This is a genomic window from Mycobacterium sp. 141 (genome assembly GCF_000382405.1).
Classification (GTDB): domain Bacteria; phylum Actinomycetota; class Actinomycetes; order Mycobacteriales; family Mycobacteriaceae; genus Mycobacterium.
The window spans coordinates 96,536-121,105 of record NZ_KB908266.1; the positions used below are offsets into that span (position 1 = coordinate 96,536).

Annotated in this window: 19 protein-coding genes and 2 pseudogenes; 10 read left to right on the forward strand and 11 right to left on the reverse strand. The window is 66.2% G+C overall.

From position 1 onward, the window contains the following. The first annotated feature begins 86 nt into the window (after nt 1-86). Together H276_RS0116085 and H276_RS25340 are read left to right on the forward strand one after the other, a co-directional pair. Complete coding sequence (locus H276_RS0116085) at nt 87-395, forward strand: SDR family NAD(P)-dependent oxidoreductase (RefSeq protein ID WP_019972325.1); 309 nt, start codon at nt 87-89, stop codon at nt 393-395. A 43-nt stretch (nt 396-438) separates the two neighbouring features. Continuing rightward, nucleotides 439-516, forward strand: a pseudogene (locus H276_RS25340) (hypothetical protein); the annotation flags it as partial. 50 nt (nt 517-566) lie between these two features. Here H276_RS25340 and treS read toward each other — a convergent pair. Further along, complete coding sequence (gene treS, locus H276_RS0116090; protein WP_019972326.1) at nt 567-2,837, reverse strand: maltose alpha-D-glucosyltransferase; 2,271 nt, start codon at nt 2,835-2,837, stop codon at nt 567-569. Between the two features lie 127 nt (nt 2,838-2,964). Between treS and H276_RS23115 the strand changes: the two genes are divergently transcribed. Further along, complete coding sequence (locus H276_RS23115) at nt 2,965-3,561, forward strand: YdcF family protein (protein WP_081625487.1); 597 nt, start codon at nt 2,965-2,967, stop codon at nt 3,559-3,561. On the opposite strand, the gene H276_RS0116100 is transcribed toward H276_RS23115, so the two are convergent. Next, nucleotides 3,558-5,573: a VWA domain-containing protein gene (locus H276_RS0116100; protein ID WP_019972328.1), complete on the reverse strand. Its 2,016-nt coding sequence runs from the start codon at nt 5,571-5,573 to the stop codon at nt 3,558-3,560. The two genes, H276_RS23115 and H276_RS0116100, sit on opposite strands and share 4 nt — an antisense overlap. After that, on the reverse strand, nt 5,566-6,978 hold the full coding sequence (locus H276_RS0116105) for a sigma 54-interacting transcriptional regulator (protein ID WP_196807934.1): 1,413 nt from the start codon (nt 6,976-6,978) through the stop codon (nt 5,566-5,568). Before H276_RS0116105 ends, H276_RS0116100 begins: the two co-directional genes overlap by 8 nt. Before the next feature lie 110 nt (nt 6,979-7,088). Here H276_RS0116105 and H276_RS0116110 point away from each other — a divergent pair, with 110 nt between their 5' ends. After that, nucleotides 7,089-8,897, forward strand: coding sequence for an LpqN/LpqT family lipoprotein (locus tag H276_RS0116110; protein ID WP_026357066.1), 1,809 nt, complete (start codon nt 7,089-7,091; stop codon nt 8,895-8,897). A gap of 8 nt (nt 8,898-8,905) precedes the next feature. On the opposite strand, the gene H276_RS0116115 is transcribed toward H276_RS0116110, so the two are convergent. The 6 genes and pseudogenes from H276_RS0116115 to sfnG form a co-directional block, all read right to left on the reverse strand. Next, nucleotides 8,906-9,556: a hypothetical protein gene (locus tag H276_RS0116115; protein ID WP_019972330.1), complete on the reverse strand. Its 651-nt coding sequence runs from the start codon at nt 9,554-9,556 to the stop codon at nt 8,906-8,908. 11 nt (nt 9,557-9,567) lie between these two features. Then, a complete protein-coding gene (gene purH, locus H276_RS0116120; RefSeq protein ID WP_019972331.1) occupies nt 9,568-11,139 on the reverse strand; it encodes a bifunctional phosphoribosylaminoimidazolecarboxamide formyltransferase/IMP cyclohydrolase in 1,572 nt (523 codons plus the stop codon). Nucleotides 11,140-11,149: 10 nt separating this feature from the next. Further along, complete coding sequence (gene purN, locus H276_RS0116125; RefSeq protein WP_026357067.1) at nt 11,150-11,782, reverse strand: phosphoribosylglycinamide formyltransferase; 633 nt, start codon at nt 11,780-11,782, stop codon at nt 11,150-11,152. Between the two features lie 10 nt (nt 11,783-11,792). Further along, a complete protein-coding gene (locus H276_RS0116130) occupies nt 11,793-13,283 on the reverse strand; it encodes a DUF6350 family protein (RefSeq protein ID WP_019972333.1) in 1,491 nt (496 codons plus the stop codon). A gap of 60 nt (nt 13,284-13,343) precedes the next feature. Further along, nucleotides 13,344-14,186 (reverse strand): DUF5336 domain-containing protein, encoded by an 843-nt coding sequence (locus H276_RS0116135; RefSeq protein WP_019972334.1) that lies wholly within the window; start codon nt 14,184-14,186, stop codon nt 13,344-13,346. Between the two features lie 71 nt (nt 14,187-14,257). Then, a pseudogene (gene sfnG / locus H276_RS23120) lies at nt 14,258-15,449 on the reverse strand (dimethylsulfone monooxygenase SfnG). A gap of 158 nt (nt 15,450-15,607) precedes the next feature. On the opposite strand from sfnG, the gene H276_RS0116145 reads away from it, so the two are divergent. From H276_RS0116145 to H276_RS0116160, 4 genes are all read left to right on the forward strand, one after another. Next, nucleotides 15,608-16,720: an ATP-binding protein gene (locus H276_RS0116145; RefSeq protein ID WP_026357068.1), complete on the forward strand. Its 1,113-nt coding sequence runs from the start codon at nt 15,608-15,610 to the stop codon at nt 16,718-16,720. Then, nucleotides 16,717-17,808 (forward strand): MarR family transcriptional regulator, encoded by a 1,092-nt coding sequence (locus H276_RS0116150; protein ID WP_019972336.1) that lies wholly within the window; start codon nt 16,717-16,719, stop codon nt 17,806-17,808. The genes H276_RS0116145 and H276_RS0116150 overlap by 4 nt, the downstream gene beginning before the upstream one ends. A gap of 81 nt (nt 17,809-17,889) precedes the next feature. After that, nucleotides 17,890-18,504, forward strand: coding sequence for a TetR/AcrR family transcriptional regulator (locus tag H276_RS0116155; protein WP_026357069.1), 615 nt, complete (start codon nt 17,890-17,892; stop codon nt 18,502-18,504). An 82-nt stretch (nt 18,505-18,586) separates the two neighbouring features. Further along, a complete protein-coding gene (locus H276_RS0116160) occupies nt 18,587-20,455 on the forward strand; it encodes a S9 family peptidase (RefSeq protein WP_019972338.1) in 1,869 nt (622 codons plus the stop codon). Between the two features lie 72 nt (nt 20,456-20,527). On the opposite strand, the gene sucD is transcribed toward H276_RS0116160, so the two are convergent. Together sucD and sucC are read right to left on the reverse strand one after the other, a co-directional pair. Next, nucleotides 20,528-21,427 carry a succinate--CoA ligase subunit alpha gene (gene sucD / locus H276_RS0116165; RefSeq protein ID WP_019972339.1) on the reverse strand — a complete coding sequence of 300 codons (900 nt, stop codon included), beginning with the start codon at nt 21,425-21,427 and terminating at the stop codon, nt 20,528-20,530. Nucleotides 21,428-21,439: 12 nt separating this feature from the next. Next, nucleotides 21,440-22,603 carry an ADP-forming succinate--CoA ligase subunit beta gene (gene sucC / locus H276_RS0116170; protein WP_019972340.1) on the reverse strand — a complete coding sequence of 388 codons (1,164 nt, stop codon included), beginning with the start codon at nt 22,601-22,603 and terminating at the stop codon, nt 21,440-21,442. 314 nt (nt 22,604-22,917) lie between these two features. On the opposite strand from sucC, the gene H276_RS0116175 reads away from it, so the two are divergent. Both H276_RS0116175 and H276_RS0116180 read left to right on the forward strand, forming a co-directional pair. Continuing rightward, nucleotides 22,918-23,955 carry a M23 family metallopeptidase gene (locus H276_RS0116175; RefSeq protein WP_019972341.1) on the forward strand — a complete coding sequence of 346 codons (1,038 nt, stop codon included), beginning with the start codon at nt 22,918-22,920 and terminating at the stop codon, nt 23,953-23,955. Beyond that, nucleotides 23,956-24,561 carry a hypothetical protein gene (locus tag H276_RS0116180; RefSeq protein WP_019972342.1) on the forward strand — a complete coding sequence of 202 codons (606 nt, stop codon included), beginning with the start codon at nt 23,956-23,958 and terminating at the stop codon, nt 24,559-24,561. Nucleotides 24,562-24,570 lie beyond the last annotated feature (9 nt).

Below are 24,570 nucleotides of genomic sequence, written 5' to 3' on the forward strand. Positions count from 1 at the left end.
AATTCAAGTGCACATCACATCGGCTTCTCATCGGCCGCCAAGGTGACGGCGGTTAGCTGAAAACATCCGAACGCGAAGGAGAAACGATGTCGACACAGCCCCGCAGCAGCGAAGTCGTCCTGGTCCTCGACGCGGATACGGACACCGGCCGCGACACCGCCCGCCGCCTGCTACAGGCCGGGTGTCGGGTCGCCGTCACAGCCCGCCACCCAGCGCCCCTAACCCGAATCATGCATGGCTACAGCGCATCTCAGATCATCGCGATCACCGCCGATATCTCGGATGCAGCCCAGTTCCACCATCTCATGGACCGCATCGAGCACCGGTTCGGCCACGCCGTCGACCGTATTGTCGGTACCGACGGCGAGGCCCGCCCGCTCGCGCTGGCGTCCTGACGGCCGGCTGATCGATCTCATAAGGGCCATCTGTTCCGAGAGGATCGAGGCGAACTTCCGTACGTACGCCGAGTACAACGGCCGAGCGGTCGGTGGATTCTCGATGGCTGGCTTCGATGCTCGGCGGCCACGTCTTCCGGCCCGACATGTTCGCCTTCGACCTCGGCGGCATCACTGCCCGACTTCGCCCCGCGGCGTAGGCAATCCGTCCACCAAAAGCGACATGCCATGGTGGGCAGGCATTTCGATGGCGAAGCTGTGCAGATCGTCAACGGTGGCCAGCGTCTTGCCGGTGAACATGTCCGACACCGACGCCCCAGGCGGCAGCGCCTTCGAGCGCACGGTACCCGCGATGTCCTCGTTCGCGAAGTTGAGCACCGTGAGTTGGTGGTCACCGTTGGCCAACTCGTGAACGAGCACCAGCATGCCGCGATGGGACACCTCGGGAATGTCGACCTGGCGACTGGTGGCGATCTCGTAGTGCTTGCGGACGCGGAGGATGGCCTGGAGCTGTCGCAGAAAGCTGGTCTCGTCGACCAGCTGCTCCGGGATCGACCCGTAAAGGCTTCTCCCCCTCGGCATTCCGGCGATCGATCGGGTCGCCGTCGGGTTGTGGCCCATCAGATCATGCGCGGCCCGGTGAATCCAGCGCGTATCTCCGCCGTGCAGAAGTGCTTCCACGTCGGCCACCGGAAGCGTCAGCATCCCGCACATATCCCAGCCGGACAGCGCGAACACGCCCGGCTGCAGCGCATTGAACATCGCCAGCAGCAGGTGCGCGCGCCGGATCTGGTCCACAGACACCCCGTCGCTTCGCTCGCCTCCGGCGGCGTCGATCTCGTCCAGATCCGTGATGCCAAGCGCGGCGGCGATGACGGTGGCCGTGGTGCAGGCGATACCGTTGGTGGTGAAAACCAAGTTGTACGGCGCATTTTCACCGGTCAGTTTCTCGGTGAGGTCGCCACGGATGATGTCGCCGAGGGCTTCCCCGGTGACCTCTTCACCCCGGAAGGTGTAGATGTCGTCGCGGTGGCCGGTCGACCAGTGCACGAGTTCATAGGTCAGCTCGTCGTGGTTCTGCAACGCATGCACCAGCGATGCCGGCTCGACCCCGAGTTCGAGGGTGGTCCGCAGGGTCAGCCGCAGGAACTCGGTGTCGCCCGTCGCCAGCGCGTGCTGGTAGGCCGGGCGGTTGATGAAGTCGTACGACAAGTCTGCGCCGGCCTGCCCGATCTCGCGGATGTCGTCAATGGTCAGGTTCAGTTCCTGGAAGGTGAACCCGCCGACCTTGCGGACCATGCTCGCGATCAAATGGTTGGCCGCCTCCGAGAGCGGGTGCCCCTCCGACCAGGCCGTACTGTCCTCGGCCGCGGTCTTCTCCGCGCCGAGAAAACCATTGGCATCCAACCGAAGCCCACCGGTACCCAGATCGGTCAGGGAATGCAACGCATCGCCGATCACCAGCCGCATGCCGGCGAACGACGGGTCCAGCCAGTTGATCGACGGTTGCCCATCCTTGAAGTAGTGCAGATACACCCAGCGCCGCTCGACGCCGTCGATGCCCACCACCGGTCGCGTGACACTCCAATTGGTTTCCTTGACACCCTCGGCGTAGAAGATCACCCGCTGCAGCCGCCCGATGATGTACCCGGCCTTGTCGAGCCAGTCCTCGGTCACGGTGTCGATGTTGACCGAGTCGCGCCCGTGCGGCACGTCGGGCAGGTGGTCCCAGTCCAGCGGGTCGACCTCGACCATGTGGTAGATGCCGGGATAGTCGGCGTACTTCATCTCGGCCAACCGGAAGTCCGCACCCTTGCCGGTGTGGCCGGGCACGATGTCGTCGATGATGGTGCCGCCGTACCAGTTGGCGGTCCCACACATCTGCCGGAACTCCTCCTCGGTGCCGAAGGCCGGGTCGATCTGGGTGCTGATGCGGTCGAAGTGCCCGTCGACGCTCGGCGTCAGCTGCCAGCCCGATATGCCACCCGCCCGTTTGACCGGACCCGTGTGGATGGCGTCAACACCGATCTCGGCGAACGCCTTCCACATGTCCTCATCGGCCATGGCCTTGAGAAACGACTGCCCCGGCCGGGTGATCAGCGAAAGCGGATAGGCAGTGAACCACACCGCCGCGGTGTCGACGGCGCCCCGCGGGCTGGGCGTGGCGTACGGGTTCTGCCACATCGAACCCTGGCCGGAGAACTGCTGGCTGATCTCGTTGGCGTCGGCCAGCATCGACTGGCTCAGCAGCCACGACACATACGCCGGGTTGTCACCCGTGGCGGGCCCGTCCTGGGCCACCGAACGGCGGATGAACGGCGCCTTGACCCTCGGACGAAACCGCAACGCCCGAGGCCGGGCTGGGTGCAAGTGTTCGTCGAAGGTGATTTCAGTCGGCTCGTTGGTCTGATCGTCGGGTTCCGGCTCTGCCACCTGAGACATGCATCCCCTCTCCGGACTTGGACGCGTCGTGGCTCCAGCCTAGGCATCCCGCCGCGAATTCGACGAGAATGTCGCTGAGCGCGTCTGCGCGACACTTTCGGCGAAATGGGCGCACGATAATGGCGCAATGAGCACCTGGAGCAGAAACCTCCGTGTCGTCACGGTCGCGGCCTGTGCGGGGCTGGCATGGTGTGAGTGGCGAACATGGCGGGCATCTCGGGAAGCCCTGCCGTCCGACGGTCTAGATCCTCGTCGGATAGCCGCCGGTGAGGCCGTTCTTGTTCTCGGCTGCCCGTCACCTGCCCTGCACCGTTGGCGAGTGCGCATCGCTGTGCGTTCTACGGACCCGTCGCATGCGCGGTTCGTATTCTCCGGCGGAGCCGTGCGGTCGGCGCTTTCGGAAGCCCAGATGATGGCCAACTACGCCGTCGTGTCACTCGGAGTTCCTGCTGTCAACATCCGTCTCGACGACCAATCGCGGACGACGGTGGAGAACATCACCAATTCGATTCCCCTGCTGGCCGATGCCCCGGCCATCAAGATCGCGTCGAACACTTTTCATGCTCGGCGTGCCCGGTACATCCTGCGCGACGAATCGCCGGAATTGGCAGCCCGATTGGTCCGGGCACGCGACTACATCCCCGCCGAGTGGGGTCCACTGCACGCGCTCATGGCAGTACACGAACTCGTCCGGCGAACGGTCTGGCGGGCACGAACCGGCTAGTGCCGGCGGGACCGCAGATAGTCGCCGACGACCGCGGCGCCGAGACCGTCGAGATCCGGCACAACCACGCGACCTGCGACGCGTCGGGCCACCTGGTCGATGAAGCGGGCCAACCCGGGATCACTGCCGAGCCGGAAGATCGTCACCTGGGCACCCAGCCGAGCGACCTCGTCGAAACCCCGCACGGTGTGGGCGATGGTGCGGGGATGCGGTGGGTAGTCGAAGAACACCTCCGGCGCTGACGCGGAATCAGCCCCAGCGCCGCCGAATCCTTCGAGATGCGCAGTCGGCTCACCGTCGGTGACCACAAGCACCACGGGCTGCGCATTGGGGTGACGACGCAGGTGCCGCGACGCCAGGGCCAGCGCGTGATGCAGGTTGGTGCCCTGCTCGTAAACCCCTTCCAGCGCAGTCAATTCAGCGGCACTCAGGGTGCGGGCATAGCGGCCGAACGCGATGATCTGCAGGGCATCCGACCGAAACCGGGTGCTGACCAGATGATTCAAAGCCAGCGCGGTGCGCTTCATCGGCAGCCAGCGGTTCTCCATCACCATCGAGAACGACGTGTCCACCAGCAGCGCCACGCATGCTTGGGTGCGCGTCTCGGTCTCGGAGATCTCGACATCCTGAACCGCGACTTGAATCGGCACCGCTGGGCCGTCCGCCCGCCTGCCGGCTTGGCGCAGCACGGCGTTGGTCACGGTCCTGGTGACGTTCCACGGTTCGGTATCGCCGAACTGCCACGGCCGGGTGGCCCCGGTCAGCTCGCCGGCCGCCCCGGCGCGGCGTGTGTCGCGTTCCCCGTGCCGTCCCGAAAGTTGCTGTGCCACATCCCGCAACGCCGCCTGCCCGAGCTGACGCATGGCCTTGGGCGAGAGCCGCCACTGCCCGTCGGATCCGCGATCCAGGAAGCCCTGATTGACCAGTGCCCGTTCCAGCTCTGCCAGAGTGCGGGCATCGACGGCGGCCTGGTCGCCGAGTTGCCGGGCCAGCGCATCGAGGTCGACGTCCTCCATCGTGGCCCCGGAATAGCTCTGCGACAACGCGTCGGCCAACTGCTCCAGCTCGGCGATGTCGGCCAGCGCTTGCGTGCTCTCCCCCATGCCCATGGGGTTGTCGCCGGAGAACCGCTGCGCACTTGTCCAATCCTCGCCGGGGCGGGCTGCCTGCAGATGCGCGTCGAGCCGGTTCAGGGCGTTCATCAGCGACGGCGATCCGAAAGCCTGCTCGGCAAGGGCGTCCAGCTCGGCACGCTGCTGCGGCGAGAGGCTGTTGCGGAAGCGCTGAGCGGCGGCCGCCCGCTGCGCCAGCGAGTCGAGCAACTCGTCGACGTTGGCCGGGTTCTCCGGAAAGAACTCGCCGTGCTTGGCCATGAAATCTTGAAAGTCCTGCTCGGTGTCCTCACCGCGAGCGTGCTTGTCCAGCAAGTCATTCAGATCGTCGAGCATGTCGTTGACGCGCTGACGATCCTCGTCGGTCGCGTTCTCCAACGCCTCTTTCATACCGGCGAAGCGCTGATCGAGCAGCTCTCGACCGAGCAGATCCTTGATCTGCTCATACTTTTCGCGCGCCTCGGGTGAGCGCCACGAGTACTCCGAGAGCTCTTGCACAGCCTTGGCCGGTGACGGCGACAAAGAATCGAGCTGCAGTTCGCCGAACCGCGCGTCGTCGTCCAGAGCGCGAGCCAGCTCCTTACGCTCGGCGAGCACAGCCTCATCGAGCAGCTTCTTGATCTCCCGCAACGTGCCGTCGAGGTTGTTGCGCTGCAGCAGTTCCCGTCGTCGCCGGTTCGCCTCGGCGGCCAGCCGGTCGGTGCCGCGCATATCGCGCGTACCGCGGCGCAGCAGCTCTGAGAACGCGCGGCGCGGCGAGCTACCCTCCATCACGCTCTGACCAATCTGCTCGAGCGCGTCGCGCAAATCGATCGGCGGCGCCAGCGGATCCGGCCCGCCGGTGTAGCGGGAGTACCGCGAGGTGTGCCCGTGCCCACCGGCAGCGTGGCCACTACCCATAGACGGTTTCCCCCTCCCCACTCACCTTGTCGATGCGCTTGGCCAGGTACAGCGCTTCCAACGCGAGCTCGACCGCCGCAGCCCGTTGCCCTATGGACCGGGCGCCCAGGCGAGCGGCCACCGCATCCAGGGCAGGCAGCGCAGGCAGTGCCGCCAACACGTCCTTGGCCGAGACCCGCTCGCCGGTGGTCACCGGGGAGCCTTCCTCGACCGCGACCACCACCGGGCCGACGTCGATGCCGCCGAGCAGCCGTTGCGCGGTGTCGGCGGTGGCCCGTCGGAGCAGATGCTCCAACACCGCCTGCTCGCGACCCTCCTCGCCGGTCTCGAACTCCAGCTTGCCGCGCAACACGTCGATCACCGTGGCGAGGTCCACAACGCGCGCCACCGGGTCGTCCTCGCCCAGGATCGCCGCGCGATGCCGAGCCGACGCCGCGACCGTCTCGGCCGCCGCGATCGCGAACCGCGCCGACACCCCGGAGCGTTGGTCGATCGAACTCGATTCACGCAGATTGCGGGCGAACCGGGCGAGCACACCCAGCAGGTACTCCGGCACCTCGGCCGCCAGGTGTGCCTCCTGGCGGATCACGCCGATCTCCGATTCGATTTCCAGCGGATAGTGCGTGCGGATCTCGGCGCCGAACCGGTCCTTGAGCGGGGTGATGATGCGACCGCGGTTGGTGTAGTCCTCCGGGTTGGCGCTGGCGACGACGAGTACGTCCAACGGCAGCCGCAGGGTGTAGCCACGCACCTGGATGTCGCGTTCCTCCATGACATTGAGCATCGCCACCTGGATCCGCTCGGCGAGGTCGGGCAGCTCGTTGACGGCCACGATGCCGCGGTGCGCGCGGGGAATCAGACCGTAGGCGATGGTTTCCGGATCGCCGAGGCTACGGCCCTCGGCGACCTTGATCGGATCGATGTCACCGACCAGGTCAGCGACGCTGGTGTCAGGGGTGGCGAGCTTCTCGGTGTAACGCTCGCTGCGGTGCCGCCATTCGATCGGCAGGTCCTCGCCGGAATCGGCAGCGCGGCGGATCGATTCCGGGGTGATCGGGCTGTACGGGTGCTCGCCCAACTCGGCGCCGGCGATCACCGGCGTCCACTCGTCGAGCAGCCCGGTCAGCGCCCGCAGCAGCCGGGTTTTGCCCTGGCCGCGCTCCCCGAGCAGCACCACGTCGTGTCCGGCGATCAGCGCCCGTTCCAGTTGCGGAATCACGGTGTCGTCGAAGCCGAGGATGCCGGGCCACACGTCTCGCCGGTCCGCAAGGGCGGCCAGCAGGTTCTCCCGGATTTCGGCCTTCACCCCCCGCTCGTGATGCCCGGATGCGCGCAGCTCACCGACCGTGCGAGGGAGATCGCCGGAGCCGGGCTGCCGGCGACCATCGTTTCTGGGTTGGCTCACGACTCCACGCTACGACTGCGCCCGCGGCTCGGCATGGCTACTTCCTGACTCCCGGTCGCCGTAGGCCGACAAAGTCGTGGCGACTGCCGCTGGACCGGTATTCTGCGCGCATGCCGTTGGCAAGCGGTCAGGTCTTCGCGGGGTTCACCATCGTCAGGTTGGTGAGCATCGGCGGCATGGGTGAGGTGTATCTAGCTGCCCACCCCCGGCTGCCGCGCGAGGATGCCCTCAAGGTGCTTCCTCAGACCGTTAGCGCGGACAACGAGTTCCGTCAGAGGTTTATCCTCGAAGCCGACATGGCGGCCACGCTGTGGCATCCGCACATCGTCGGTGTGCACGACCGGGGTGAGTTCGAGGACCGGTTGTGGATCTCGATGGACTACGTCGACGGCCACGACGCCGCCCGGTTGCTCCACGACGTCTATCCGTCCGGAATGCCAGCCGACGATGTGATCGAGATCATAGCCGCGGTGGGCGACGCGCTGGACTACGCGCACCAGCGCAAGCTACTGCATCGCGACGTCAAGCCGGCCAACATCCTCATCACCGGCAACCAAGGCACCAAGCGCCGCATCATGTTGACCGACTTCGGCATCGCGCGCCGGGCCGACGAGGTCAACGGGCTGACCTCCACCAACATCACGGTGGGCTCGATGTCTTACACCGCGCCCGAACAGCTGCTGGGCCAGATGCTGGACGGCCGGGCCGACCAATACTCGCTGGCCGCCACCGCCTACCGGCTGTTCACCGGGTCACCGCCATATGCACACAGCAACCCGGCAGTAGTCATCAGCCACCACCTGAGCTCACCGGTTCCCAAACTTGCCGCGACCAAACCTGAACTGACCGTATTTGATCCCGTGATGGCCAAAGGGTTGGCCAAAGATCCCAAGGACCGCTACGACAGCTGCCACGACTTCGCCACCGCGCTGGCCGAAGCCGCCGCGAGCACCACTGCGACACTCAAGATGCCGGCACTCGCCCGCCCGCCTGCGGTAGGTCCGATGGCTACACCGCACGCGGTATCGCGGCCGATGCCCGTGCCGCCGCGGCCGATGCCCCCGTCGAATCCACACTCTCCGTGGCCGGCGCCACCAGCAGAGCCCCCCTGGGCGGTTGCCGAGCCGCACCGCAAACGTCCGATAAACCCGATGCCGCCACCGTCGACCACCTTCGGTCCGCCGCCACCGCCTTTCATCGCGCCGCGGAAGAAGCCGCGGGGCAAGCGCAAGGTGCTGCTGATCGCGGGCGCGATCGCCGCAGTCGTGCTGCTCGTCGGCGGTGTCACCCTGGCGGTGACGTCCGGCGGCAACCAACCGACCTCAGGTCCGGACACCACCACGGCGGCGTCCGCCCCGAGTCTCACGGCAGCGTCCACCCCGTCGCAGCCGCCCGGCCACTCATACACCATCGCCGACTACATCCACGACAACAAGTTCGCCGAAATATCCATCCACCGCGGGGACGCCGGTGCGCCGGTGTTCACCATGCCCACCCCGCCGCCGTGGGCCGACGCCGGAACCCGCACCCCGGCATGGGCCTATTCGGCGATCGTCAACGACAGTGTGACCCCGACGGATCCGCCGTCGGCCATCTCGTTGATCTCGAAGCTCGTCGGTGACGTGGACACCGACAAGCTGCTCGAATTCGCGCCCAGCGAATTGCAGAATCTCTCCGAGTACGAGCCGGTCGGCAGCGTCACCCGCGGGAACCTCAACGGATTCCCGTCGGTGTCCCTGGGCGGGTCCTACGTCAAGGACGGCCGGCGCCGGGCCATCACGCAGAAGACGGTGACGGTGCCCGCCCCTGGCGGCGCGTTCGTGCTGCAGATCAACGCCGACTCCTTGTACCGCGACATGAGCTCGTTGACCGACATCAACAAGATCATCGACGCGCAGGCCACCATCGCGATGCACTGAGGCGCGCCCTAAGGGTGCTGCACCGGCAACACCTGGAAGCCTGACACCATCATCTCGGAATCCCGCTTGTAGATGGGGTTGTCGGGTGCCGTCGTCTGCACCGTCAGCCCCGCGCAGTACGTCCGCAGCTTGCTGCGGTAGGCCACGAACAGCGCGGTCGCCGGATGTGGTTGCAGCACACCCATCTGCGGTAATTGGTAATTCACGGTCTGCGCCGGCAGACCGCAGATCTTGATGTTGTCGACCTTCATGGCACTTTCGGGCACGCCAAGGGTGGAGATCGACTTACGCTGCGCGGCGAACACGTCGTCCGGCGTCATCGCCTCGGCCACACTTTCCAACGCAATCACGATCGTGGGGCTGAAGTTGCCGTTCTGCAGGTTCTTGTTGGTCATCGTGTAGCGCAGCAGGTCGTTGTCGCGGCCCTCGATGCGATCCCAGCCCGGAGGCTGGGGAATCTTGATGGTGGGCTCGTCGGCGTCCACCCGTGGCACGGTGACCAGTGGTGCATCGACCGGATTGCATTTCAGCTCTCCGGTTTTCGCCGCCGCCAACAGATCCTGTGAGGCCATCGGGTGGCCGTCGGTCAGACGCGTGCACGACGTCAACACCAGCGCCGCGGCTGCCAATGCAACGGCCTTCCTCGATGCAGTCGCCATGGTCGCCAATTTCAGTGGGCGAAATGCCGGGCGCCCGTGAGGTACAGGCTGATTCCCGCTTTGGCGGCGGCATCGGTGACCGCATCATCGCGCATCGACCCGCCGGGGTGCACGATGGCCTTGACCCCCGCCTGCGTCAAAGTCTCGAGCCCGTCAGGGAACGGGAAGAACGCATCTGAGGCCGCGACGGCGCCCACCACGCGGTCCCCCGCGCGCTGTACGGCCAGGCGCGCCGCGTCGACCCGGTTGACCTGGCCCATTCCGACACCGACGGTGGCGCCGTCCTTGGCGACCACGATGGCATTGGATTTGACCGCCCGACAGGTCCGCCAGGCGAAAGTCAGATCGGTCAGCGTCTGCTCGTCGGCCGGCTGACCGGTGACCAGCGTCCAGTTGTTCGGGTCGTCGCCTTCGGCATCGAGCGCGTCGCGCTGCTGTAACAGCACACCGCCGCTGATCTGGCGCATCTCGACGCCTCCGGTCAGCGGCTCCGAGGCAACCAGGATGCGGATATTCTTCTTGCGCGCAAGCACTTCCACGGCACCGGGCTCGTAGGCCGGCGCGATGATCACCTCGGTGAAGATGTCCGCGACCGCCTCGGCCATCTCCAGACTGACCTCGGTGTTCGAGGCGATGACGCCGCCGAACGCGCTCAGCGGATCGCACTCGTGCGCCTTGCGATGCGCGTCGGCGACCGAAACCGACGAGATCGCGATGCCACACGGGTTGGCGTGCTTGATGATCGCGACACAGATCTCTTCGTGGTCGAACGCGGCCCGCCATGCGGCGTCGGCGTCGGTGTAATTGTTGTAGGACATCTCTTTGCCGTGCAGCTGCTCGGCCTGCGCCAGGCCCGGCCACACGGAATCGTCGCGGTACACGGCGGCTTGCTGATGCGGGTTCTCGCCGTACCGCAGGACCGCGCTGCGGTGCCAGGTGCCGGCGAACCACTGGGGCAAGACGGACGCGGGCCCAGAGCCTTCTGCGGGTGCCAGCGTCGACGCCATCCAGCCGGCCACCGCGACGTCGTATTCGGCGGTGTGCCGGAACGCCAACGACGCCAACTTCTTTCGCTCGTCCAGGGTGAAACCGCCACCGCGTACCGCGGCCAGCACACCGTCATAGCCCAGCGGGTCCACCACCACCGCGACGCTCGGATGGTTTTTGGCTGCCGCCCGCACCATCGACGGGCCGCCGATGTCGATCTGTTCGACGCATTCGTCGACCGACGCACCGGATTCCACGGTCTCGGTGAACGGGTAGAGGTTGACCACCACCAACTCGAACGCCTCGACATTCAACTCCCGGAGGGCGGCAAGGTGTTCCGGCTTACGGGTATCGGCCAGCAGACCGGCGTGCACGCGCGGGTGCAGAGTCTTCACCCGGCCGTCGAGCACCTCGGGGAAGCCAGTCACCTCTTCGACCGGTGTCACCGGAACACCGGTCGAGGCAATGGTTTTCGCGGTCGAACCGGTGGAGACGATGGTCACGCCGGCCTCGTGCAGGCCGCGGGCCAGGTCGGCGAGGCCGGTCTTGTCGTAGACGCTGACCAATGCGCGCCGGATCGGTCGCTTGTCGCTCATCGCTGTGTCCTCAACATCCGAAGGTCGCCTTTCGTCCGGTCCAGGTCACGCCGCGGGTTGCCAGCGCGGCCAGCACGTCCACCAGAAGTCGCCGTTCGACGACCTTGATGCGCTCGTGCAACGTCTCTTCAGAGTCCCCGTCGTCCACCTCCACGGCGCGCTGCGCGAGGATGGGCCCGGTATCCACTCCGGCGTCGACCAGGTGCACCGTGCACCCGGACACGCGCACCCCGTACGCCAGCGCCTCAGGCACCGCATGCGCTCCCGGGAATGCCGGCAGCAACGCCGGATGGGTGTTGACCACCCTGCCGTTGAAGCGCGAAAGAAACTGGGGCCCAAGGATCTTCATGAAGCCCGCGGAGACCACCAGATCAGGTTCGTGGACCTCCGTCGCGGCGGTCAGCTCCGCATCCCAGGCGGCCCGATCGGCATGGTCGCCCAAGCGGACCGTATAGGACGGCACCCCGGCCTCTGCGGCGATATCGAGCGCGGCACACGCGCGGTCCGTCCCGACCGCAACCACCCGGGCTGGATATTCGTCGACAGCGGCGGCCAGTAGCGAAGCCAGCAGCGATCCCGTGCCTGAAGCCAACACGACAAGCCGCGCGGGCGCACAGGGGGGCACATGAAGCGGTTGCTGCACGCGCAGCAGCCTAGTCGGCTCTGTCGCGCGGCTCATCGCCGGTCACGTCATGATCGACGATGAAGTGCTCCTCCGGATCTTCCGGGTAGTGAGTGGAACGGTCGGTGCTTGCGGCAGTATCGCTACTCGACCACGCCACGAGCGGTTCGTCGTCGGTGATGTCGACGTCTACTTCCTCGACGTCGAGCGGAGGCTCCTCGTCATCGGGGTGGTGACGGTTCTCGTACTCGACTTCGGCTTCGTCCTCATAGTCAGCGGGCTCAGCTTCGTACTCATCAGCTTCGTACTCATCAGCCTGATACTCAGCTGCCACCTCGTCGTCGAACGGCTCTGCGGCCTGCGGCTCGGGTACAGGCTCGGCGACTCGCCTCGCCGAGCGGGCAATGCCTCCCGACATCACCACGGTCAGCCCACCGATCCCGGCGAACCACACGAACACCGCCGGCCCGAACGTGGCCTGGTCGACGCCGACCTCACCGAAGTTGCCGAGCCGGCCGCCTGCGGCGTATGCCAACACCACCATCATCACCGCGGCGACCGCCGACGCCACCGCGAGCTTGGCCGCCGCGGGCCCCAGGGTCAGCGGGCGGCGCGCACACTGCTGCCCCAGCGCGACCCCGGATGCGGCCCCGACGATCAGCAGCGCCACCCACACCGGCCCGAGCGGGGGCGTCGGCAGGGCGGCCAGCACAGGCAGCGCGGGGATGTCACCACCGAAGACGGTGAACGAGCTGAAGGTCGCCAATCCCACATGGGCGCTGGAGCCAACGGCGATGGCCGTCGTCCCGACGATCACGTTGGGTATGTAGAGGATGGCAAGCAGGGTAAGGCTGAACTGGCCGAGGACGGTGTCGGTGATGGCGTACAGGTCATGCATCGTGCCCCAATGCACGACCAGCGAAGCGGCGGTGACCGCACCGGACAGTCCGAAGAGAGCGACGGCGCCGGCCATGGCCGCACGCAGCGCGTCGGGAAGCCAATTCGGCAGCGGCGACCGCTGCAGGATGCGTCGACCGACCTTCCACCCCACGCCCAGGACCGCACCAATTGCGTGCACGGCGAGTACGCCGGTGAAAGCCCGCAGCGCGCCGGGAGTCTGCAGCTCGGTGATCACCGATGATGCGTCGTGGATGACGGCCAGCATGACCGCGGCGATCAGCATCGGGCCGCCCAACGCCGAGGCCACCACCCACCGCGTGACGAACCAGGACGAGTTGGACGCGGTTGCCGCCGCCGTGGTGCGTGCCGTCCCCCACACCATCAACAGCACCGGCAACAACGGCATTACTCCGAGTACCCGGCCACCGATGGACACTGGCACCTGGTGCACGCCGAGCCACATGCTGGCGATCGCACCGAACGCGCCGGTCATGTCGCTGTTGGCGATCAACAACTGCAGCAGTGTGACTGCTGCGATGATCACCAACGCCACGACGGACGGACCGAACGCGACCCGAAGCAGTTCACGCGCCTGGCGTGTGCCGGCTGGCCGGTTGCTCACGGGGTGGGCCGCTCCTCGCAGGTGATCACGCGTGCGCGGGTTGCACACGCGCGGACCAGCTTACGACTGTGAGGGGCCAGATTGCTGGGAGGACGACGGCTGCGTCGGTTGCTGCGTCGGAACCTGGGTGGTCGGCGCAGATGCATTCGAGCTGCTGGACGACGGCTGCTGTTGCGGCTGTCCGAATGCGGGAAAACCGGTCGGCGGGGTCGCCGAGCTGCTGTGACTACCCTGCGGCCCGCCTTGCTGGCTCTGAACGGAGAATCCACCGGTGTTGGGACCGCCGGAGTAGCTGCCGTATTGCGACGGGTAGCTCGAGCGCTGCTGCGGCGGCGCCTGCTGATACGGCTGACCGCCGTGCTGGGGCTGACTCTGCTGCCCGTAGTACTGCGACGGGCCACCGTACTGGCCGTACTGCGGGACCTGCGCTTCGAACTGCGGCTTGGGTACCGGCGGCGCGATGACGCCCGACTGCAACAGCAGGGCCCAGACAGCGACGCCAGTCTGAACCAGGGTGAGGCCCAGGACGACATACAGCGCCCAACCACCGTCGCCAGCGGCCACCACCGCGGAAAGGGTCAGCAGGAAAGCCACGGCGGAGAGCACCGCGGCGACACCCGCGATGTTCTTCTGCTTGGGCAGGACGCCCACGCCGGCCAGCAGACCTGCGGTGAGCGCGAGCGTCACATTCAGCCCGACACCGTCCTTGGCGTCGAGAGCGAAACTCAGCACATAGGTCACCACACCGAGGCCGGCCACGGCGGCGAGCAGATACGTGGGCAGCGGGCTCTCCCCTGCGGGAGCTGCGGAGGCGGTGGGCCGGCTGGGCTGCTGGGGCGCACCGTACGGCGAGGTCGGCTGCGGGGCAGACGGGTATCCGGGGCTGCTGGGCGGGTAGGACATGAACCTCTCCTGTGCTGGTCGGGCGTCGCGTAGCGCGTTCACGCGGGCATCATCACGACCGCCTGAGCGTTTCAAGCTTCCACGCTAGCGCACCGGGAGGTGTGGTTGGCACACGCTCCGGGTGTCATTCCGGTCTCAAGCCGGTACCAGAACAGGAGCATTGACCGAATCCTGTTCGGCCGCCTCGATTTCGCGTACCAGCGGATTTCCTCTTGGAAATGCAGGAATCCGCCGAGGATCAGGTCGACACCGCGTTTGCGGTACGCGGCAATACGTTCCGCGATCTGCTCCGGAGTACCGATTAGCTGAGTGCGGAATCCGTCGTTGTACTTGCACCAGATCCTCGAAGCTGGAATCCGCCCACATCCCCTTCTTGTCACCGGTCGAATTTCCGGCCTGCTGCACGGCGTTGCGGAACCCTTCCACCGCGGGTTTGTCGGCCTTGGCGATGATCTCTTTCAACGTCTCCTTCGCTTCTTTCTGTGTGTCGCGGGCGATGATGAAGCCGTTGAGTCCGAACCGCACCTCCCTGTCGGCAGCCCGCGCGTGGTCGCGCACCTCGATCACCTGATCGGTCAGCCCGTCGAAATCCTTGCCGTTGGAGAAGTACCAGTCGGCGTAGTAGCCGCCGTTGTGACGTGCGGCGGTGGAGTTACCACTTTGGAACAGCTCCGAGTTGGGACGTTCGGCGGTGTTCAGTGGCTTGGGCTTGAGGGTGAAGTCGTGGTTGCGGTAGAAGTCGCCGCGGAAGTCGACATTGTTCTCGGTCCAGATCTTGCGCAGCACCTGCAGGAACTCGGCGCTGCGGCGGTAGCGCTCGTCATGTTCGAGCCACGGTTCGCCCAGATGGGTGAATTCATCCTTGAACCAGCCGGACACCACATTGACCGCGAACCGGCCGCCCGACAGGTGGTCGGCGGTCGCGCCGAGCTTGGCCAGCACGGCCGGTTGCCACAGACCCGGGTGGACGGCCGCGATGACCTTGAGCCGCTGCGTTGCCAACAACAAAGCAAGGCTGAAACTGGTCGATTCGTGCTGGAACTCAGCGCCGTAGCTGGCCTCATAGCGAACCTGACTCAACGCGTACTTGGACCCGCTGTTCTCCGCGGTCTGTGCCAGTTTTGCGTTGTAGTGATAGTTCCAGTCGGTGCACTACTCGATATTGCTGGTTACCAGGCCACCACTGACATTGGGCACCCAGTAGGCGAACTTGACGTGGTCGGCAATGCGTTCGGTTGGAACACAGACGAACTCACCGGCCACAAGGGTCCGTCGGACAACGCCACACCATGCTGCGCGGGCACCTGGAAGCCATACGCGCGCAATCACAGCAGCAATTGTACGTTTCACCAGACGTACATCAAATATAACGTACATCGGTACTAACGTAGACTTGGACCATGACCTGGCCGATCCGACCGATGACCCTGGTCGTGGGCGGTATCGTGCCGCCGGCGAACGTCGTCGGCCGGGTCCGTGAAGAGCAGGAGATCCTCGCGAGCCTGCCCGACGGTGGCGCGGCGCTGGTCGGAGACCGGCGGCACGGCAAGACGTCGTTGGCGCGGCTCGTCGCGCATACCGCTCGCCAGCAGGGACTGACAGTCGTCTCGGTCAGCGCCGAACGCCAGACCTACGCCGAGTTTGTCACCGCGTTGGCGGGCGAGTTGGGCCGCGTCGACAATGCCTTGCGTCAGGAAGTCGAACGGTGGAAGGTCGCGTTCGTCACCGGACCGATCCGCTTCGAACGAACCCACGCCGAGGCCGCCCTAGATGATCTGCTGCAGCGCGCCGTGAGCCGCGCCGAGCGTGGACCGCTGGTGCTGTTCATCGACGAAGTCACCGTGCTGGCGCGCAACCTGGAACGCGAGAAGCCCGGCGGCGGCGACGCATTCCTGCACCTGCTGCGCCGCTTCCGACAGGACAACACCGGTCGGCTGGCCACCGTTCTCTCGGGATCGATTGGCTTTCACCATGTTTCGGAAGATGCACTGAGCTCGGTGAACGACATCCGCAAAGTCACAGTGGGGCCGATCCGCCATGACCATGCCACCTATCTGGCCGAATGTCTGCTGCTCGGCGCACAGGCCGCCGTCACGGACCGCCACCTGGTTGCCGAATCCATTGCGGCCACAGCCGAGAATGTGCCGTACTACATCCAGCATCTGGTCGCGGCCTCGGCACAGGTCGGACCGGTCCGGCCCGACCAGATACCTGCGCTGCTGCGGGCTGCCGTCATCGACCCGCATGACCCGTGGGATCTGCGGCACTACCGGGACCGGCTACGCAGCTACTACGGCGACGACGCCGCAGCCATCGCCAATCTGCTCGACATCTACGCCCACGCCGAACGCCCGTTGAGTGTCGACGCCGCAGCGCACCTTCTGCAGTCCGAAGGATCACCGATCCGAGACCGCGATCAACTGGTGTCGTTCATCGAACGCCTCGAGCAGGATCACTATCTACGGCGGGTCGGCGACGACGACTGCTTCGCGTCGGGTCTGGTGCAGGCCGCGTGGCTGGCCATGCGGCGATGAGCGAGCGCGCGAAAGGCTACAAACCCGTGAGTCTTCCGCTGTTCACCCCGGCCGCGGTCGACCCGGCCGAACTCGACACGCACACCGTCGGGCGGTCGGCATTGCTGTCGCGGCTCACCGAACGGATCACCGGCGCGGTCCGCGACGGCTCCCGTCCGCACACGTTGCTGATCGGTCCGCGCGGCAGCGGCAAGACGCACACGCTGCACGTCGTGGTCCACCGTGCACTGGCCGATCATGACGCGGCGAAAAATACGCTCCCACTGATACTTCCGGAAGACTCGCTGGCGATCGGTAACTACGGTGACCTTCTGGTCGAACTCATCCGGCCGTATCGTCCCGATGCGCGAGAACTGCGCAACGACGTCATCGGACTGGAGCGCGGCATTCTCGATCTGGCCGAGGGCCGAATGATCCTGGTCGCGGTCGAGAACCTGGACCGGGTGTTCGAGGCCATCGGCGAGGCCGGTCAGGGCAGCCTGCGGGCGTGGGTCGAAACATCAACCGCCGTCATGCTTTTCGGCACGGCTCCGGCCCTGTTCCCGGCCGTCGCATCGCGCACCCACCCGTGGTACGGCTCGTTCATCGTCGAGGAGCTACCTGACCTGACAGCCGATGAGGGCGCCCAGATCATCGCGCCGGCAGGCGAACTCGCCGACTACCTCCACACCCCCGAGGGACGGGACCGGCTTGCCGCCATCGAACGGTTGATCGGCGGCTCACCGCGCCTGTGGCAGATGGTCGCCGACGTCGTCGACGTACCGGCACTGCAGGCGTGGGAGCCGGTGGTGGCCGCGCTTCTCGACCGGCTCGCCCCGTCGTACCAGCAGCGGCTGTGGCAATTGCCGACCGGCGAGCAGCGCCTGGTGGTCGAACTCGCGCGCGGCGAAGGCGCCCGGACCGTGTCCGACCTCGCTGCCGCCGTGGGTGTTTCGAACCAGACCGCATCGGCCGCGCTGGGCCGGCTTGCCACCGGCCGGTGGGTGGTCGGTGCGAAATCGGACGAGGGCGACCGCCGCGCCACGTGGTACGACCTGAGCGATCCACTGCTGCGTCGTGTCGTGCAGTACCGCGACAGGCGCGTTTGACCCCGCCGGCGCCTTGACGAACGTGTCACTTAGTGACACAGTTGAGCTGTCACTAAGTGACACGTTCGGGAGGTGAGGGCAATCGGCGAGAAGCAGGACCAGGCACGTCTGGCGGTGTCGCGCATCGCCTGCACCCTGTTCTGGGAACGAGGCGTGGCCGCAACCAGCGGTGACGACATCGCCGAGGCAGCAGGGCTCTCCACCCGCACGATCTGGCGCTACTTTCGCAGCAAGGAAAGTTGCGTCGAACCGCTGCTCGCCAAGTCGGCCGACCGGTTCCTGGCCAGTGCCCGGCGCTGGCCGCACGAGCTGTCGTTGTCCGAACACCTTGCGGCAGACAGCATTGCGCATCCGTTGTCACCGCAGGACATCCAGGACGAGCTCAGCGCGGTGCGGCTGGCCACCATGACGGCGGCCGATCCCGCGCTGCGCACGGCCTATCTCATGGTGCACGACCGGATGGAGCAGGGACTCATCCCGGTGATCGCGGACCGGCTGGGCCTGCCGGAAGACGATCTCACCGTGCGGCTGTGCGCGGCCGCCGTCACCGGGGCGTTCCGGGTCGTCGACGAGGACGTCAGCAAAGCGATCGTCGTCGACGGCAAGACCGTGAGCCAGGACGAGGCGCTCGCACTCATGGACCGGGCCATCCGGGAAGCCACCAACGGCCGGCTCGGCGGGCCGGTTACGTCATAAACCCTTATCCCACAACCGAATACGCATCACGAGCCGACAACCGCAGGCCCGTCGAACAAGCCTGCCCAGCGAAAGGACCGCCATGGCGCTACCCGAGCTCATCACCGTCGAGGATTTCTTCAGCCCACCCGTGCGCACCGCAGCGACCATCTCACCCGACGGCACCAAAATCGCCTATCTCGCGCCGCGGAAGAACCGGCTCAACGTGTGGATAGAGAACCTGGACGGGGACACCGAGGCTCAGTGCGTGACGGCCGACGAGACCCGCAGCGTGTACATCTACCGGTGGACCCCGGATTCGCGCCGGCTGCTCTACATGCAGGACACCGGCGGTGACGAGAACTGGCACATCTACCGCGTCGACCTCGACGATCCCGAGAGCCCGGCGGTCGATCTCACCCCGTTCCCCGGTGTGCGATCGGACTTCGACATTCTCAAGGGGCGTCCCGGCAAGGCGATGGTCCAGCTCAACAAGCGCAACCCTGAGCTCTTCGATGCCTACGAACTCGACATCGCCACCGGCGAACTCACGCTGCTCGCGGAGAATCCCGGCACCGTGATCGGCTGGATGTGCAGCCAGCACGGCGACCTCTTCACCTCGGTGCTGACCGCCGACGGCGATGTCGAACTGTCGCAATGGGATACCGCCACCAAGGCGTTACGACCCATCAAGACCTACGATGGCAGCGACTACCCGGTGGGCATCCATCCCGTGGCGATCACCCCTGACGGCACCGGCATGTGGCTCGGATCCAACCACGGCACCGACCGGACCAGGCTGGCCCGCCTCGATGTCGCCACCGGCGTGGAAACGGAGGTGGACAGTCACCCGTCGCTCGACCTGGCGGCGCAGATGGTGCTGCCGTCACCGCTGATCCTCAGCCAGCGCACGGGCGAACTGATCGGGGCGCGCTACTACGGTGACCGCCAGGTGATTCATGCGCTGGACGCGGATTTCGCTGCGGTGCTGCAAAACCTGACTCAGCTCGGTGACGGTGATCTCGGTGTGATCTCGTCCGACAGCAGCGGACGACGCTGGGTCGTCAACTTCATGCATGACCGCGACCCCTACGTAACATATTTCTACGACCACACCACGGGCGAGAGCCGAATGCTGTTCCGGCCGCACCCCAATCTGAACCCTGATGCACTGGCCCCGATGAAACCGGTCACCATCACCTCGCGCGACGGGCTGGATCTGCATTCGTATCTGACACTGCCAGTCGGGATCGACCCGGTGGACCTGCCGTTGGTGCTGCTGGTGCACGGCGGTCCGTGGTCACGCGACTGCTGGGCCTACCAGCCGGACGTGCAGATGCTGGCCAATCGCGGAAATGCGGTGCTGCAGGTCAACTTTCGCGGGTCCACCGGCTACGGCAAGGCTTTCACCAAGGCGGCCATCGGGGAGTTCGCAGGCAAGATGCACGACGATCTGATCGATGCGGTCGACTGGGCCGTCAAGCAGGGCTACGCCGATCGCGACCGGGTGGCCATCTTCGGTGGCTCCTACGGCGGCTACGCAGCGCTCGTCGGCGTCACGTTCACGCCGGACGTCTTCGCCGCGGCCATCGACTACGTCGGGATCTCCAGTCTCGCGAACTTCATGCGCACCCTGCCGAACGTGGCCCGGCCGTTCCTCGCCACCAATTGGCACATGTACGTCGGCGACCCGAGCGACCCGAAGCAGGAGGCCGACATGCTGGCCCGCTCCCCAATCACAAAGGTCGACCAGATACGTACGCCGCTGCTGGTTGTCCAGGGCGCCAACGACTCCCGCGTCGTGCAAGCCGAATCCGACAACCTCGTGGCGGCACTGCGCAAGCGCGGGGTCGCCGTCGAATACCTGGTCAAGGACGACGAGGGGCACGGATTCCTCAACCCCGACAACCAGATCGACATGTACCACGCCGTCGAACGCTTCCTCGCCGAGCACCTGGGCGGTCGCGTTTAGCTGCCGAGCAGACGTGAATGTCCCCGACACGCCGGGCGTGCGGGGACATTCGCGTCTGCTCGCGGGAGGAAATCAGCCCTCGAGGATGGCGCGGGCCAATGCGGCGGTCTCCGACGGAGTCTTGCCGACCTTCACACCGGCGGCCTCCAGGGCCTCCTTCTTGGCGGCGGCGGTGCCCGACGAGCCCGACACGATGGCGCCGGCGTGGCCCATGGTCTTGCCCTCCGGCGCGGTGAAGCCCGCGACGTAGCCGACGACCGGCTTGGTGACATTGGCCTTGATGTAGTCGGCGGCACGCTCTTCGGCGTCGCCGCCGATCTCGCCGATCATCACGATGACCTTGGTCTCGGGATCCTTCTCGAACGCCGCGATGGCGTCGATGTGAGTGGTACCGATGACCGGGTCGCCGCCGATACCGATGGCGGTCGAGAAGCCCAGATCGCGCAGCTCGTACATCATCTGGTAGGTCAGCGTGCCCGACTTCGACACCAGGCCGATCGGGCCCTTGCCGGTGATGTTGTTCGGTGTGATGCCGACCAGCGACTCACCGGGGGTGATGATGCCCGGGCAGTTGGGGCCGATGATGCGAGTCTTCTGCCCCTTATCGACGTTGTATGCCCACGCATAAGCGCTGTCCTGCACCGGGATTCCCTCGGTGATGACCACCAGCAACGGGATCTCGGCGTCGATGGCCTCGATGATGGCGTCCTTGCAGAAGGCCGGCGGCACGAAGGCGATCGACACGTCGGCGCCGGTCTCCTTCATGGCCTCGGCGACCGATGCGAACACCGGTAAATCGACGCTTTGACCCTCTTTATTCACGTGGGCCACCTTGGTGCCGGCCTTGCGCGCATTGACGCCGCCGACGACCTGCGTGCCTGCCTTGAGCATCAGAGCCGTGTGCTTGGTGCCTTCACCACCGGTGATGCCCTGGACGATGACCTTGCTGTCTTTGTTCAGAAAAATCGACATATCAAGTGTCCCTTACTTGTTCGCCAGCTCGGCGGCCTTGTCGGCACCGGCGTCCATGGTCTCGGCCTGGATGACCAGGGGGTGATTGGCCTCGGCGAGGATGCGGCGGCCCTCTTCGACGTTGTTGCCGTCGAGACGGACGACGAGCGGTTTGTTGGCCTCGTCGCCGAGGATCTGCAGCGCCTTGACGATGCCGTTGGCCACCGCGTCACACGCGGTGATGCCACCGAACACGTTGACGAACACGCTCTTGACCTGGCTGTCGTTCAGGATCACATCGAGCCCGGCGGCCATCACCTCGGCCGAGGCGCCACCACCGATGTCGAGGAAGTTGGCGGGCTTGACGCCGCCGTGCTTCTCACCAGCGTAAGCGACGACGTCGAGCGTCGACATGACCAGGCCCGCGCCGTTGCCGATGATGCCGACCGCACCGTCGAGCTTGACGTAGTTGAGGTCGTTCTCCTTGGCCTTGAGCTCGAGCGGATCGGTCGCGTCCTTGTCCTCGAACTCGGCGTGGTCGGGATGGCGGAAGTCGGCGTTGCCGTCGAGGGTGACCTTGCCGTCCAGCGCCAGAATCTGGTCATCCGGCGTCCGGACGAGCGGATTGACCTCGACCAGGGTGGCGTCCTCGGCGACGAAGACCTCCCACAGCTTCTGGATGGTTACCGCGGCCGCGTCGAGCACCTCGGCGGGCAGGTGGCCCTGCTCGGCGATCGACCGGGCGAATGCGAGGTCCACGCCTTTGACGGCGTCGACGGGCACCTTGGCGAGCCGCTCAGGCTTGGTGGCGGCGACTTCCTCGATCTCCATGCCGCCCTCGACCGAGCACATGGCCAGGTAGGTGCGGTTGGCGCGGTCCAGCAGGAACGAGATGTAGTACTCCTCGGCGATGTCGCTCGCCTCGGCGACCAGCAGCTTCTTGACGATGTGGCCCTTGATGTCCAGGCCGAGGATGTTCTGCGCGTGGGTGAACGCGTCGTCCGGCGTGGCCGCGTACTTGACGCCGCCGGCCTTGCCGCGACCGCCGACCTTGACCTGCGCCTTGATCATGACGGGCTTGCCGATCTCCTCGGCAATGGCCTTGGCATCTGCGGCGTTGTCGGTGACCCGGCCCGCCGAGGTGGGTACGTTGTGCCTGGCGAACAGTTCTTTCGCCTGGTATTCAAAAAGGTCCATGTGCTTCCTCTATGAGGCGGTATCTGTCTGCGTTGACTTCGAAGCTGCCCGGTCTGGAGTATGTCTGACGGGCCCGTGGGCACTGTATCCATCACCGCGTGAGCGGCAACCACCGTCTGCCGACGATGTGGTATATCTCACCGGCTCCTAGCGGTGATACAGGTCACATTCTGCAGCGGAATGGCCGGATGAGTTGCCACCATCATTGGGATTTGGTTAACGTGCCTCTGGTCCAGATCACGCTGAGGTCACGACGAGAAGGATTTCCGGGGTTGTCGCACCATCGTTCGTCCGTATCTCCCGCAGGGGTATCGATGAACGCTCGCGACCGGAAAAATGCGTCGACCGGCCGCCTGGACGCCGCCGAGATCACCGACATCATCCCGTTCAACGAGTTCGGAAAGCTCTCCGACCTGGAGTTTGACAGCTCTGGTGCGTTTGACCGGGAATCCCGGGTAATTCACGCCCCTGAACTCGACGACCTGCACGACACCGATGATCTGATCTCGGCCCGGCTGGCCGTCCCGTCCGAATTCCGCGCCGAAGCCGGCAGCGATCGCAGCTCCAGCCACGCTTACCGCGACAGCCACACCGATATGAGCGACGGCAACGCCGCCACCGACATCATCGACATGAGCCCCCGCCGCGGCGCCCATCGCAAGGAAACCCCGGGCCCGGTCAAGAGCCGCCTGCTGATCGCCGCCATGGCCGCCGGCGCCACCGCCGCGGGGGCCTACTCGTTGACCAGCGGCACGCAGGCGAGCGCCGACGACACCATCGTCGCCTCGGGCCTCAGCACCGCACGCAACGCCACCACCGGCTCGGTGGACGGCATGCAGATCGTGACGGTCGCCGCGAACAACACCTCGACCGTGCACGCCGAGGAAATCACCAAGGCCGCCGCGTTCGCCCAGGAGCGTGCCGAGCGTGAGGCCCGGCTGTCCCGCCCGCTGTTCGTGATGCCCACCAAGGGTTTCGTGTGGACCTCGACCTTCGGCTACCGCTGGGGTGTCCTGCACGCCGGCATCGACTTGGCAAGCCCGATCGGTACCCCGATCGTGGCCGTCGCCGACGGTGTGGTGACCGATGTGGGCCCGACAGCTGGTTACGGGGCCTGGGTCAAACTGCGCCACGCGGACGGCACCGTGACGCTGTACGGCCACATCAACACCTGGCTCGTCAGCGTCGGTCAGCGCGTCATGGCCGGCGACCAGATCGCCACCGTCGGCAACCGAGGTAACTCGACCGGTCCGCACCTGCACTTCGAAGTTCTGCTCAACGGCACGCAGCGCATCGACCCGGTGCCGTGGCTGGCGCAGCGCGGGCTCAGCCCGGGCAACTATGTTGGCTGAGTGAGCGACGCCGCCGACAACAGAGCCTCACCCGGCCGGTCCGACGACCACACTCGCATCATCCGGCGCCATCCGACTGGCGCCATCCCTACGGCAGCTGACGCCGAACCCGCCACCAGCCTGATCGGCCGTCCCGCAGGCGCAGACCCTCGCGCCGCAGGCGATGCGCAGGCACAGACCCGCTACGTTCCCCGCGCGCGGCCGGTGACGATTCCCCGCAACTCCGCAGGCGCCAATCCCCGTTCATCCGTCGCAGCCGCAACGGCGAGCATCCTCAGCGGTTGGGCCACCGCCATGATCGCCACAGACCTGATCGCCGGGTGGTGGCACAGCGACCGGTTGTTCTGCGTGGCGATCGGTTTCCTCACCGCGATCTCCTCCGCGGCCACCATCAGCGGGCTGATCTCTCTGTTGCTGCGCCGACGCACGGGCCCGCTGCTGATCGTCGTCGGCTCGATCATCGGGCTGCTCATCTTCGGCAGCCTCTTCATCGCGGGTGCCAAGCTCCATCCCGTGGTGTACGCGATGCCGGTACTGCCGGCCGCCGCGATCGTCCTCACGCTGCTGCCGTCGACCCGGCGGTGGGGTGCCGGTCCGCGAAGCTGAGGTGCGCCG

Excerpts from the sequence above, each read along its gene's own strand:
- H276_RS0116085 (WP_019972325.1), top strand. The coding sequence starts at position 87 with ATGTCGACACAGCCCCGCAGCAGCGAAGTCGTCCTGGTCCTCGACGCG.
- treS (WP_019972326.1), bottom strand. The coding sequence starts at position 2,837 with ATGTCTCAGGTGGCAGAGCCGGAACCCGACGATCAGACCAACGAGCCG.
- H276_RS23115 (WP_081625487.1), top strand. The coding sequence starts at position 2,965 with ATGAGCACCTGGAGCAGAAACCTCCGTGTCGTCACGGTCGCGGCCTGT.
- H276_RS0116100 (WP_019972328.1), bottom strand. The coding sequence starts at position 5,573 with ATGGGTAGTGGCCACGCTGCCGGTGGGCACGGGCACACCTCGCGGTAC.
- H276_RS0116110 (WP_026357066.1), top strand. The coding sequence starts at position 7,089 with ATGCCGTTGGCAAGCGGTCAGGTCTTCGCGGGGTTCACCATCGTCAGG.
- H276_RS0116115 (WP_019972330.1), bottom strand. The coding sequence starts at position 9,556 with ATGGCGACTGCATCGAGGAAGGCCGTTGCATTGGCAGCCGCGGCGCTG.
- purH (WP_019972331.1), bottom strand. The coding sequence starts at position 11,139 with ATGAGCGACAAGCGACCGATCCGGCGCGCATTGGTCAGCGTCTACGAC.
- H276_RS0116135 (WP_019972334.1), bottom strand. The coding sequence starts at position 14,186 with ATGTCCTACCCGCCCAGCAGCCCCGGATACCCGTCTGCCCCGCAGCCG.
- H276_RS0116145 (WP_026357068.1), top strand. The coding sequence starts at position 15,608 with ATGACCCTGGTCGTGGGCGGTATCGTGCCGCCGGCGAACGTCGTCGGC.
- H276_RS0116150 (WP_019972336.1), top strand. The coding sequence starts at position 16,717 with ATGAGCGAGCGCGCGAAAGGCTACAAACCCGTGAGTCTTCCGCTGTTC.
- H276_RS0116160 (WP_019972338.1), top strand. The coding sequence starts at position 18,587 with ATGGCGCTACCCGAGCTCATCACCGTCGAGGATTTCTTCAGCCCACCC.
- sucD (WP_019972339.1), bottom strand. The coding sequence starts at position 21,427 with ATGTCGATTTTTCTGAACAAAGACAGCAAGGTCATCGTCCAGGGCATC.
- sucC (WP_019972340.1), bottom strand. The coding sequence starts at position 22,603 with ATGGACCTTTTTGAATACCAGGCGAAAGAACTGTTCGCCAGGCACAAC.
- H276_RS0116175 (WP_019972341.1), top strand. The coding sequence starts at position 22,918 with ATGAACGCTCGCGACCGGAAAAATGCGTCGACCGGCCGCCTGGACGCC.